Annotated in this window: 8 protein-coding genes; 5 read left to right on the top strand and 3 right to left on the bottom strand. The window is 47.4% G+C overall.

What is annotated here, in order from left to right; all coding sequences use genetic code 11:
* The first annotated feature begins 122 nt into the window (after positions 1-122).
* Positions 123-497, top strand: coding sequence for a lipocalin-like domain-containing protein (locus BC643_RS13755; protein WP_120273633.1), 375 nt, complete (start codon positions 123-125; stop codon positions 495-497).
* 56 nt (positions 498-553) lie between these two features.
* On the opposite strand, the gene BC643_RS13750 is transcribed toward BC643_RS13755, so the two are convergent.
* From BC643_RS13750 to BC643_RS13740, 3 genes are all read right to left on the bottom strand, one after another.
* Entirely contained in the window at positions 554-2,665 is a 2,112-nt protein-coding gene (locus BC643_RS13750; protein ID WP_120273632.1) for a glycoside hydrolase family 97 protein, read from the bottom strand.
* A 121-nt stretch (positions 2,666-2,786) separates the two neighbouring features.
* On the bottom strand, positions 2,787-3,563 hold the full coding sequence (locus tag BC643_RS13745; protein ID WP_120273631.1) for a LytR/AlgR family response regulator transcription factor: 777 nt from the start codon (positions 3,561-3,563) through the stop codon (positions 2,787-2,789).
* The gene (locus BC643_RS13740; protein ID WP_245994962.1) at positions 3,538-4,530 is read right to left on the bottom strand and encodes a sensor histidine kinase; all 993 of its coding nucleotides are present in this window, start codon (positions 4,528-4,530) and stop codon (positions 3,538-3,540) included. Before BC643_RS13740 ends, BC643_RS13745 begins: the two co-directional genes overlap by 26 nt.
* 269 nt (positions 4,531-4,799) lie before the next feature.
* Here BC643_RS13740 and BC643_RS13735 point away from each other — a divergent pair, with 269 nt between their 5' ends.
* The 4 genes from BC643_RS13735 to BC643_RS13720 all read left to right on the top strand — a co-directional run bounded on the left by BC643_RS13735 (position 4,800) and on the right by BC643_RS13720 (position 13,108).
* Complete coding sequence (locus BC643_RS13735) at positions 4,800-5,990, top strand: efflux RND transporter periplasmic adaptor subunit (protein ID WP_120273629.1); 1,191 nt, start codon at positions 4,800-4,802, stop codon at positions 5,988-5,990.
* Positions 5,991-6,001: 11 nt separating this feature from the next.
* Positions 6,002-9,130, top strand: coding sequence for an efflux RND transporter permease subunit (locus BC643_RS13730; protein ID WP_120273628.1), 3,129 nt, complete (start codon positions 6,002-6,004; stop codon positions 9,128-9,130).
* A gap of 72 nt (positions 9,131-9,202) precedes the next feature.
* A complete protein-coding gene (locus BC643_RS13725) occupies positions 9,203-10,594 on the top strand; it encodes an efflux transporter outer membrane subunit (protein WP_120273627.1) in 1,392 nt (463 codons plus the stop codon).
* A 369-nt stretch (positions 10,595-10,963) separates the two neighbouring features.
* Positions 10,964-13,108: a tetratricopeptide repeat-containing sensor histidine kinase gene (locus tag BC643_RS13720; protein WP_120273626.1), complete on the top strand. Its 2,145-nt coding sequence runs from the start codon at positions 10,964-10,966 to the stop codon at positions 13,106-13,108.
* The last annotated feature ends 51 nt before the right edge of the window (positions 13,109-13,159 follow it).

Below are 13,159 nucleotides of genomic sequence, written 5' to 3'. Positions count from 1 at the left end.
GGAGAAAACCGACGGTTTTCTCCTTTCTGTTTCTTCAGAAAGTCGGTTTACATCTGATCTAAACCTCTTCCGTATCACTCCGTACAAGCAGACATACAATTTCTCAACCAATTGAAAAATTTATGAAAATACTTCCTTTCGTACTCGTTCTATTTCTCTTCGTGTCCTGTCATTCCAAGAACGACATTACCGGGAATTGGATGATGCACCAGGTATTGCAAAGCGGGCAGGATGTGACAGCAGACCACAATCCGCATGGCGACCGCTACATTATTTTTAAAGCAGACAGTACATTCGAAAGTGGCGGGCAACCGTTTGGAAAAAACACCGGAAAATACAGTTACAACGCAACGGAAGGCACGTTGTTTCTGGACAGCGACACTGGTCCTGAAGACAATAGCCATTGGAAAGTAACGCTCACTAAAGATACCATGCACTGGCAAGGTTACGGCTCCGACTGGGCCGATGCTTTCGAAATCATCAACGTCCGTGAATAAAAAAGGAGAGCCCACCGCGCGAACTCTCCTTCAATATCATCTTGTATACAATCGTCTTACTTAGCCGGGAACACACTGATGGCAAAGCCACCACTTCGCGCCAGCCTTTCTTTCAATACGGTTTTGCTGGTCACTTTTACTGTGCGAATGTTATAAGATTTCGGATTGGTTTGCCAGTCGGCATCTTTACCGTCTTCGTAAATGGTTGCCAGGTACTTTTCACCTTTCGGCAAAAAGCTGAAGTCAACGGTTGCTACTCGCGCATTTTCGTCGTTTACACCACCTACAAACCAGGCGTCTTTTCCTTTTGCTTTACGGGCAATGGTAACGTAGTCGCCCGGCTCAGCTTCCAGAATATGGGTCTCGTCCCAATCAACTGCCACATCCTTGATGAACTGGAAAGCGTCAGGGTACTTTTTGTAATTTTCAATCAGGTCGGCAGCCATTTGCAACGGGCTGTACATGGTTACGTAAAGCGCCAGCTGACCAGTCAATGTTGAACTTAGCTTAGCTTTATTATTGCCGTACACCGACAAATCCCCTTCGAAAATACCCGGTGTGTAGTCCATTGGCCCACCCATCAGGCGGGTAAAAGGCAGAATAGTGGTGTGGTCGGGGCGGTTACCGTTAAAAGATTCGAACTCCGTTCCGCGTGCCGATTCTTGGGCAATCCAGTTCGGGTAAGTGCGGTTCAGTCCGGTTGGGCGAACAGCCTCGTGCGAATTCACCATCACTTTGTAATCAGCCGCTGTTTTCACCACGTTCAGGTAATGGTTTACCATCCACTGCCCGTCGTGGTGCTCGCCGCGCGGAATAATTTTACCCACGTAGCCGGTTTTCACCGCCGAGTAGCCATTGTCGACCATAAACTGGAAGGCATCTTTCATCTGGTGCTCGTAATCAATCACCGACGAAGTCGTTTCGTGGTGCATAATAATTTTCACACCTTTCGAAGCGGCGTAGCGGTGCAGTTCTTCCACATCAAAATCCGGGTAGGCTTTCGTGAAGCTGTAAATGTGCTCCTTCATGTAAGCCCAGTTGTCTTCCCAGCCTTCGTTCCAGCCTTCCACCAAAACGGCATCGAAACCATTTGCCGCAGCAAAGTCGATGTATTCTTTCACATGTTCGGTGTTGGCGCCGTGGTGGCCATTCGGCTTCAATTTGGTGTAATCGGTTTCACCAATACGAATATTCAGTTCATCGGAATATGCCCAGGTTGAGCCGCCGCCCGTGAAATATTCCCACCAAACGCCGATGTACTTGCAAGGTTTAATCCACGACGTGTCGCTGTAGTCGGTCGGGTCGTTCAGGTTCAAAATTAAGTTCGAAGCCAAAATGTCGCGGGCATCGTCGCTGGCCACAATGGTGCGCCAGGGCGAAACCGAGCCGGTTTGCAAATAGGCTTTGTTGCCTTCGTAGTCGGGAGCCAATTGGGCCGACAGCATAAAATCCTGATCGTCCACATTCAGCACCATCGCCGGGTAGTTAATCAGCGCCGCTTCGTGAATGTTCACATAAACACCCTCGGGCGATTTCAGCATCAGCGGCGTTTGCACTGCCAAACCTTCAGCAAACGACTGGCAAGCCAGACCTTCTTTTTTAGCCTGATCCATCATCCCGCGAATCTCCGACAGCTTCGAGGTATTGGTCGGGTACTCGTTCGAGTCGAAGTCGCCCGGCATCCAGAAGGCTTTGTAATCCTCACCCAGGTTGAATTGGGTGTATTCTTTTTTCACGATGAAATGACGCAGAATCGGCTGAACCGGGAATTCGTAACGAAAACCCAAACCATCGTCGAACACGCGGAAACGGAGATTCATCTGAAAGCCGGTGCTGTCCTGTTTCAAGGCCACAAAATACTCGTTGTAGCGATTACGGATGTCTTTCTGCTCACCCATCACCGGATGCCAAACCTCATCTTTCGAGTCGGCTTGTTCGTCAACCAACTCAAAATTTTTCTTCAAATTATATCCGGCGTGAATATCGAAACCCATTTCACTTTCGCCAATCAGGGTCTTGCCCTTGTAGCGAAGTTCGTAAACAGGTGTACCTTTCCCGTTGAGTGAAAAGGAAAGTTGAAAGTCTCCGTTGGGAGACGAGATTGTCCCGGCCCGGCCGACCGAAAAGGTCAAAAGCAGGCACAGGAAAAACATAGAACGTTTTACCATGGTATTATTTAATTGGATAAAGGTTGATTTAGGACGATGAAGATAACGAAATCATTCGGCTTCATCCCCTTTCAGAATGTGCTTGAAGTCAATATTCAGATTTTTCTTACGCAGAAAAAGCTCAAATTCCCTCTGTGTTTCCGGAAAACAGCTGCACCAGTTTAGGCCGATTATTCTTACTCACATAGATGGTCCACTGCCCCACTTTTACCTGGTTCCCATCAATTTCTGTGATTTTGTCGATGGCGACAATGAACGATTTATGGATGCGCATAAACTGGTCAGCAGGCAATTCCTCCTCGAGCTTGCGCAACGAAAACAGTCCCATAATTCGCTGTTCTTTTGTTTGAAAGTTGACGTATTCCATCGCCCCTTCAATAAACAGGATATCGTTGTAGCGAAGTTTGACGATTTTGCGATCGGTGCGGACAATAATGTGGTCGTTGCCTGCATCAGCCGGCTTTTCATCCGCGGCCGGAGCCGCCTGAAACTGCTCCAGCTTCGAAATCCGGCTTTTCATGTTCAGAATATCCGTTGCCTTGTTTACGGCTTTGATGAAGCGCGGAAAAGTAGCCGGTTTAATGAGGTATTCGATCGCATCCACCTCGAAGCCCTGCACCGCGTATTGCGGGTAAGCCGTTACAAAAATAACCAGCGGCCGGTTGGGGCCGGTCAAGTATTTGATGAAGTCGATTCCCGAAATCTCCGACATTTCAATATCGATAAACAAGATGTCGATGTTGCCTTTGGCAATCAGGTCGATGGCATCAACCGGGCTGTCGAGCGAAGCGACAAGGTTCAGGTGCGATACCTTCGAAATATATTCCGCGATCAGTTTACGGGCCAAAAACTCATCGTCAACAACCAGGCAATTATATTTTCTTTCGGCTTGTTCCATTTATGTCCAGTTCCATATTTACTCTATAAATGTTTCCGGAGCTTTCAATGTTCATGTGGTGTTTTCCCGGGTAAAGCAACTTCAGGCGGTTTTCCACATTCTTAATCCCGATCCCGCTACTTTTGATCGTGCTGCGGGGAACATGCTCCTCAATTGGGTAACTGTTTTTCAATTCAAAAATCAGCTTGTCCTTCGACTGAATCAGCGATATATTGACAAACCCTCCCTTGAACTTTTCAATTTTACTGTGCTTAAACGCATTTTCCACAAAAGGAATCAGCAACATGGGCGCCACCAGGCAGTTTTCTTTTTCAACCTGGTAATGAAACGAAATATTCTGCGGCTCCTCGGTTTTCAACTGCTGAAAATCGATGTAACTCTCAATATATTCAATCTCCTTGATCAGCGGAATCAGCTCCGATTCGCACTCGTACAATACATAGCGAAGCATATCGGACAGGCGGGCAATTTTCTCGTGCGCCGACTTGTCGCCAATGTAGCTCATGGTGTAAATATTATTAAGTGCGTTGAACAGGAAATGCGGGTTAATCTGCATTTTCAGAAACTTCAGATCGCTGACGGCCTTATCACGGATCAACTCCTCTATTTTCGTTTTCGACTGCTCCTCCTTGTCGGTCAGGTACTCCGTAATACTCACCCACAGGGCAACTAAACACAATATAGAATGCAGAAACAACGGAAAAATTATAGAAGGATTCGTTCTCGGTGCGCTATTTTCCTCCAATGCCGTAATCTGTCTATCAATCAACAACGAAGCCAAACAAATACCAAGCACCAAAATAATGTTGACAAAATAAAAGCGTTGTCGGTTTTGTTCAAATAGAAGCGGGATCAATTTGCGCCGGTTCACCTGGTAAACCGTGAGCTGCATGGTAGAAAAAAGGAAAGCAAAATAGAATCCTTTGACGTAGGACAATTGCACCCCAACCGCAAAGTATACCAGCATTAAAAGCCCCCATACCACATAAGGCTGAAATTTAAGTCTTCTACTTTTATGAAACAGATTCATCTTACAAATGTAAATGATTCGAAAACAGAACTAAATCTTTTTCAAATAAAGCAACAGATTCTTCAATGAACAGCCTTAACATTTCAATTTTGGGCTATTCTTGAATGTTTCCGCCCGATTATTCCATTTTGAGTGCCATTCATTGATATTATTTCGCCTGCGCCAGCAAAATCAGCAGCTTTGACCGAAATTTCAAACAGAGCCATATGATGAACAATGTTGCGAAAAGAGTAGTGAAAACCAGTGGAAGCGGGATTTTGGCGCTAGCCTTACTGGTTCTTTCGTCCTGCGGCTCAAAGCAGGCAACGAACACTCAGAATACCGTCTCGGAGTACCCGGTAATGAAACTTAAAGCTGAAAATCTGACCACACATATTAATTTCCCGGCAACGATCCAGGGGATTCAGGAAATTGAAATCCGGCCAAAGATCGAAGGTTACATTGAAAAAATTAACGTCGCAGAAGGCGCCAGTGTGAAAAAAGGACAACTGCTATTTCACATCTTCAACCCCAGTTACCAGGATGCAGTGGAAACAGCAGAAGCCAGTCTGAAAAGTGCCGAGGCCGACCTGGCGACAGCCAAACTGGATTTAGCCAAAGTGCAACCCCTGGTTGAAAGCGACATTGTTAGTAAATACGAATCGGAAAGTGTGAAACTAACCGTTGACGCACAGGAAGCAGCCGTTACCCAAGCCAAAGCTGCCTTGGCCACAGCCCGCACCAACCTCTCGTACACCGATGTCCGAAGCCCCTACGACGGTGTGATCGGCTCCATCCCTTACCGCGTCGGATCGCTGGTTAGCAGCAGCAGTACTGATGCACTGACCACCCTGGCCGAAAACAAAGAGATGTATGCTTACTTTTCGATGAACGAGAAAGACCTGATGGAACTGGCCCGCACCCTCGAGGGCAAAAGCATGCAGGAAAAGCTGGCCAAAATTGAAAGTGCCCACCTGATCCTGAGTGATGGTTCAACTTATCAATTCCCGGGTAAACTGGAAATGGCCAGCAGCATCGTAGATTCGGAGACCGGCTCGGTTCGAATGAAAGCTGCATTCCCAAATGAAGACGGACTTTTATGGAGTGGTGCGAGTGCTACCGTTAGCCTCGAGAAAACATACAGTGGCTCGCTGGTTATTCCGCAAAGCGCCACTGCCGAACTTCTGAATAAAGTTGTTGTGTACACCGTTGACCAGGACAACAAAGTGAAAGCCAAAAATGTCGAGGTCTCAGCTACCGACGACGGCAAAAGCTATATTGTTGAAAGCGGGCTAAGCGAAAACGAACAGATCATCCTCGAAGGATTTACCGGGCTCAGTGACGGTACCGAAATTAAAGCGAAAGCCGCCAAACTGGCCGAAGAAACAAGCACCCCCAACTCAAACAACGGAATTTAAAGCCATTTAACATGTTAAAGTTTTTCATTGATCGTCCTGTATTCAGTACGGTCATCTCCATAATTATTGTCGTTCTCGGAGTACTGGGGATTACCAGTTTGCCGATTACACAATACCCCGACATTGCGCCGCCAACGGTGCAGGTGTCGGCAACCTACACCGGCGCCGATGCCGATGTAACCCTGAATAGTGTCATCGTTCCCCTGGAAGAAGAAATCAACGGGGTTGAGGATATGACTTATATGACCTCGACGGCTACCAATGACGGAAGTGCAAGCATCAACGTTTACTTTAAGGTTGGTACCGACCCCGATATGGCTGCGGTGAACGTGCAGAACCGCGTATCCCTGGCATCGGGACAGCTCCCGGCAACCGTAACCCAATCGGGTGTTACGGTTCGCAAACGCCAAAACAGTAACGTACTTATTTTTACACTTTACAGCGACAACCCCGCTTACGACGGAACATTTCTGCAAAACTATGCGGCCATCAACATTATTCCCCGTCTGCAGCGTGTCAAAGGGGTTGGGACGGTCAATGCGTTTGGCTCGAAACAATTTTCAATGCGTATTTGGTTGAAGCCGGACCTGATGGCTTCGTACGGTGTTACAACCGACGAGATACAAGCTGCATTGGACGAACAAAACGTAGAAGCTGCCGTCGGTAAGTTCGGCGAAAACAGCGACCAGTCGTTTCAATACGTTATCAAATACACCGGTAAGCTGAAGTCAAAAACCGAGTTCGAAAATATCATCATCAAAAGCAAGGGGAACGGCGAGTTCCTGCGCATGAAAGACGTTGCCCGCGTTGAACTGGGCGCCCAATCGTACTCCAACATTACCAAAAGTGCCGGAAATCCTGCAGTGGGTATTGCGATTACGCAAACCGCAGGCTCCAATGCCCGCGACGTAATCCGGGATTCGAAAGCCATGATTGAAGAGGTAGCCAAAGACTTGCCGGAAGGCGTCCACTACAGTTACCTGGTCGACATCAACAAGTTCCTTTCAGCCTCCATTAGCAACGTGCTCGAAACACTGCTGGAAGCCTTTGTGCTGGTGTTTCTGATTATCTTCCTCTTCCTTCAGAGCTTCCGGTCAACATTGATTCCTGCGATTTCGGTTCCGGTAGCTATTATCGGTACCTTCTTCTTCCTGAACCTCTTCGGCTACTCCATCAACATGATCACGCTGTTTGCCCTGGTGCTGGCCATCGGGATGGTGGTCGACGATGCTATTGTGGTGGTTGAAGCGGTGCACGCCAAGCTGGACGAAGGCTATAAATCGCCGCGAAAAGCTTCGATTGACGCGATGAACGAGATTGCCACTGCCATCATTTCCATTACCCTGGTTATGGTCGCCGTGTTCCTGCCGGTTACCTTTATCGGGGGTTCGTCGGGTGTGTTCTACGAGCAATTCGGGATTACCATTGCCATTGCTATCCTCATTTCCGCCGTCAACGCCTTGACCCTGAGTCCCGCATTGGCAGCGCTCTTCCTGCGTCCGGGCAAACACAACACCAGCGAAAAGAAAAACCTGGGACAGCGATTCACGATAGCATTCAACACCAGCTACGAATCACTTGCCGGTAAATACGGACGGGTCGTTCAGTTCTTCTCCGGAAAGCTTAAATTGGTTGCCGGAATTGTAGTGCTGTTTATCGCGGGTTTTTTCCTGCTGATGAAAACCACCCCGCGCGGTTTCGTTCCCGACGAAGACATGGGAACCATCTTTGTCAGCATCAGCCTGCCTCCGGCGTCATCGTTGGAACGCACCTATGCCATTACCCAACAGGTTGATAGTATTGCGCGTACCATTCCGGCTGTGCACAACACCATGGCCAACACGGGACAAAACTTTGTTGCGGGTTCGGGTAGTGCCTACAGTATGGTCATCCTAGAGCTAAAAGACTGGGACGAACGAAAAGGTGTTTCGAATACCGACGTGATTGCCGAACTGCAAAAGAAAACCGCATCGATTAAAGGCGCACAGATTATGTGTATGCCATTGCCGACAATTTCAGGTTTCGGGATAAACGGTGGTTTCGAATTCCAGCTTCAGGATAAGGCCGGACACACCATCGGCGAATTTTATGAGCAGGCTCAGAAATTTCTGGCCGAGTTGAATAAACGTCCCGAAATTCAGTTCGCGGCCACATCATTTAGTCCGAAGTTCCCGCAATATCAAATGACGGTTGATGTCGCCAAAACCAAAGATGCCGGCATCGGTGTCGACGATATTTTGTCGGCCATGCAGTCGTATTACGGTGGATCATATGCGTCAAACTTCAACCTTTACGGTAAGCAATATCGTGTGTTGGTGCAAGCCGATACGCTTTACCGGGCAAACATCGAGGGGTTGAAAAAAATATATGTGAAAAACGACAACGGCGATATGGCACCGATTAGCAGTTTTATCACCATGAAACGGGTTTACGGACCGGAGAATATTTCGCGCTTCAACCTGTTTACATCTATCTCGGTGAACGGTTCGCCAGCTGCCGGCTACACCTCAACCGACGCGATTAACGCCATTCAGGAAGTGGCCGACCAAACCTTGCCCAATGGTTACGGTTACGAATTTTCGGGGATCACCCGCGAGGAAACCAGCAGCGGTTCGCAAGCCGTTTACGTCTTTCTGCTCTGTCTGGTCTTCGTGTATTTCTTCCTGAGCGCCCAGTACGAAAGCTACCTGTTGCCGCTCGCGGTTATCCTGTCGTTGCCGATTGGTTTGTGCGGCTCCTTTGTTTTCGCTTCATTGTTTGGCATCAACAACAACATTTACATGCAGATTTCGCTGATTATGCTCATCGGCTTGCTGGCGAAAAACGCTATTCTGATTGTTGAGTTTGCCATCCAACGTCGCAAACACGGCATGGGCATTAAAGAGTCGGCCATTGATGCGGCAAAAACACGTTTGCGCCCGATTCTGATGACCTCGCTGACCTTTATTTTCGGTATCGCTCCGCTGCTGTTTTCATCGGGTGCCGGTGCCAACGGAAATAAGGCGATTGGTGCTTCTGCTATCGGCGGTATGCTTGCCGGTACGCTCATCAGTATCCTGTTTATTCCGGCACTCTACATCATTTTCCAAAGTCTTCAGGAGAAAATTCGAATTAAACGAGTCGAGGAACTTGAAGAATAAAAGCCATCAACATAGATCCGCCAAAGCTGAAGTGTTGCTTCAACTTTGGCGGCAAACCATTAAAGTTTAGATATGCGTTTACACAAATTCAATATAAAAACCGGAACTGCACTTGCGGTGGTTGTTAGCTGCAGCCTGCTGATGTCGTGCAAGACAAGCAGCCAGCTCAAACAGAGCAAACAAGATTTTAGCCAGGGCCTGTACCGCGATCAAAACGGTACCGACACCACCACCATCGCCAGCCTGTCGTGGAAGGAATTTTTCACTGACACACTATTGCAATCGTATATTCAGGAAGCCGTTGACAACAACTTTGACCTGAAAATCGCTGCGGCCCGCATTGATGCTGCTCGCAGCAGCTTCCGCCAAAGCAAGGCGGCTTTGTTCCCCTCGCTCGAAGCAGATGCCGACGGAACCTGGAGCAAGCAGGGCAAATCGTCATTCGACGATACCTACTCGCTCTCGCTGAATGCCAGCTGGGAGGCTGATATTTGGGGTAAACTAAGAAGCACCAAACGGGCAGAACTGAATGCACTGCTGGAAAGTGAAGCCTACAAACGGAGCGTGCAAACCCAGTTGGTTGCCGACGTTTCAACCTATTATTACACACTTCTGGCCTATCACCAGGAATTGGACATTCTGATTGCCACTGAAAAATCGTACGGCGAAGATGTGACCACCATGAAAAAACTAAAGGAAAGTGACGTGGTGACCGGCGCCGATGTCGTTCAAAGTGAAGCCAACCATTACTCGGCAAAAGTTTCTATTTCAGAACTCAAACAAAGTATCCGTGAAACCGAAAACGCTCTCTGCCTGTTACTGGCGCGCGAACCGGGAGAAATTGAATATGGCAGCATGGACACGCAGCAAATCAATCAAGAGCTGAAAATTGGTGTTCCGGCGCAGTTGCTGGCCAACCGGCCCGATGTGCAGGAAGCTGAATTCGCGCTTCGCTACTACAGCGAAATGACCAATGTGGCCCGCGCGTACTTCTACCCGTCGCTGACCATTACGGCTGAAGCCGGCTACAGCAAAACTGAACTGGCTGATTTCTTCAACCCAAGTTCGTTCTTCAGCAACCTGGTAGCCGGATTGGCCGCACCAATTTTTAACAACCGCACCAACAAACAACGCCTGGAAACAGCCAAAGCGCAACAGGAAGAATACTTTCAGACCTATAAACAAACCGTGCTGAGTGCGGGAGTGGAAGTGTCGAATGCGCTGTATGCCTTCCAGATTGCAAGTGAAAAAAAGGAGAACCGCAGCCTGCAAATCGGCTCCCTGGAAAAGGCCGTTGACTACACCAAGAAATTATTACAATACACCTCGAGCACCAACTACACCGACGTACTGACATCGGAGCAGTCGTTACTAAATGCCGAGCGTAACCTTGTTACTGACAAATTGGATCAATTGACATCAATGATTGAACTGTACCGAAGTCTGGGAGGAGGCGTGAACTAATCAAACGCAATTAAACAGCGTCAATTCTTTTTTTCATACCGAAGCGAAAACCAATAAATACTTCCCCAACACAAATCCTCGTTGACTGACGGAACAATTCAATACGTTTTCATTTTGTCGTACATGCCTCGTGAAGTCCCCTCTTCACGAGGCTTTTTTATCCACCAAAGCCATACCAGTCAAATTGATTTTTTAAACAGTTTCTAAAAGGTAACGTTCATCTGGAGCTAGTCATGAAAAAAAATGTATCTTTCCGCCAACAAAGAAACTCTGTATCAGCACGATCACATGAAGTTCCAAAAGATAATCTCGTGACGTGCCCGAACATCAGATTTTCTGTTGTCTCCTTGTAAAATTGCGCTTGAACAAATGCCCGGCAAACAACTACGTATATTCCCATTTTCGATTAGCTTGCTGGTTCTGATTGTGACCACTAACCCGGTCGTTTTCAGCACACCAACAATCGATAGTTTACGTAATGTCGTCTTGAACACCACCGGTAAGGAAAAAATCACCAAACAGCTGGAACTCTCTGTTCAATTGGCAGATAGCAGTCCCGACGAGGCCGAAGAAATTGCCAGCCAGGCGCTCATCGACGCTAAGAAAACCGGAAATAACACCCTGATTGAACATGGTTATTTCAGCCTCGGGCGAATACTCGAAACAGAGGAAAAAACCAGCAATGCGCTATCGTACTACGACTCTGCGTTAACGGTCGCCAACGCCATCGACGATAACTGGGTAAAAGCAGATGTCAGGCTTCGGGAAGGCATCATCCACCAAAGCAAAGGAGAAGAGGCCACAGCTTTGGAATCTTTTCGCGACGTCCTGCGCTTCGGACGACTCTCTGAAAACCACAAGACGTTGGCTACCGCTTACTCGATCATGGGTAATATCTACCGAACCAACGGCCTTTACGACCGGGCGATTGAGTACATTATTAAAGCGAAACTGAATTACGAAAAAACCGATTTTAATGAAGGTGCAGCCTGGGCATCATACTTGTTGGGATTGATCTATGTGGATTTGGGGTTACCGGACAAAGCCATGGAACACTTTCAAAATGCCTTAACAGTTTATAAACGGATTGCTGAAATTGACGGGTACAAAGGCGGTATCGCGATATGCTACGAACAAATCGGGTTGCTAAATATGAAGTCTGGCGACTACTCGAGAGCATTTGAGAACATCGATTACTCCCTAAAAACATTTACTGAAAACGGCTCCCAATACGGTATTTCAAACGCCTATAAAAACCTGGGCAAGATTGAGTATGAACGAGGTAATTATTCGGCTGCCAAGGATTATCTGAACAAATCGTTACGCATAAAACAAAACTCAGGTGACCTGATGGGACAACCCCCTGTATACGAATACCTGGGTTTGTGCCACGCGGCCCAAGGGCAAACCACAACAGGACTCGATTTATTGAATCAGGCACTGGAGCTGGCGATCGCGAACAAACAAAAGCGACTTCAAACAGATATCTACGCAAAGCTCACCGAAGTCTATTTGAATTTGAACAACCTGCGCAAAGCTGTCGACACCCAAAATAAACAAATCGAAATCCAGGATTCGCTTCTTTTCGGCGCGGTCAAAATCAAGATGGAGCAGTTACAGTCAATTTATGAAATTGATGAGAAGAACAGTGAAATCGCAGAACTTGAAAAACAGAACGAGATTAACTTTTTACGGTTACGGCAGCACCGAACTTCTCAGACCATCATGATCTCGACAATCTTTTTGGCACTGCTGATTGCTGTTATCATCTACTTTTTCTATCGAAAACTGCAGCACAAAAACGCGCAGCTGAATGAGGCTGTAGCAACGAAAGACAAGTTTTTCTCGATTGTTGCACACGATCTGCGCGGTCCGATTGGCTCAGCCCTCACCCTGAGCGAGTTTCTGATTGAAGAAATTGAGAAGAAAAACTACGAAACGGTGGAGATGTATGCTTCGGTATTTCACCAGGCTTTGGGCGATAGTTTTACGCTTTTAAACAACCTGTTGGACTGGTCCCGCTCTCAACTTCAACGTATGGAGTTTCATCCCCAATTCTTGGCTTTGTCTAAAATTGTTGACGAAGCCACCGGACTATTCGCCTCTCCTTTGGAGAAGAAACACATCCTCCTTTCGATAAACATTGAAGACGATCTGCAAATTATGGCCGACGAAGCGATGTTGAAAACCATTCTCCGGAATTTGATATCGAATGCCATCAAATACTCGAAGGAGAAAGGAGAAATAGAAATCGCCGCAGAGAGAGACAAAGGGTTCATAACACTGTCAGTAGCCGATAAAGGACTGGGCATGGCGCAAGAAAAGATTGCTAACCTTTTCTCACTTGAGAATCACACAAGCTCCCCGGGAACCTTTGGCGAGCAAGGCACCGGCCTCGGATTAATACTGGTCAATGACTTCGTTGGAAAACACAATGGCAAAATCCGGGTTGAAAGCACCATCGGAAAAGGAACTACTTTTATCATTTCGCTTCCGCTGGAGCAAGACTGCTAGCCACTAAAAACACAACAATTACTGCGGTAAAACAAAAAAGGAGAAACCTCT

This window comes from Mangrovibacterium diazotrophicum (assembly GCF_003610535.1).
Lineage (GTDB): Bacteria > Bacteroidota > Bacteroidia > Bacteroidales > Prolixibacteraceae > Mangrovibacterium > Mangrovibacterium diazotrophicum.
This window is presented reverse-complemented; position numbering and strand designations above follow the sequence as displayed.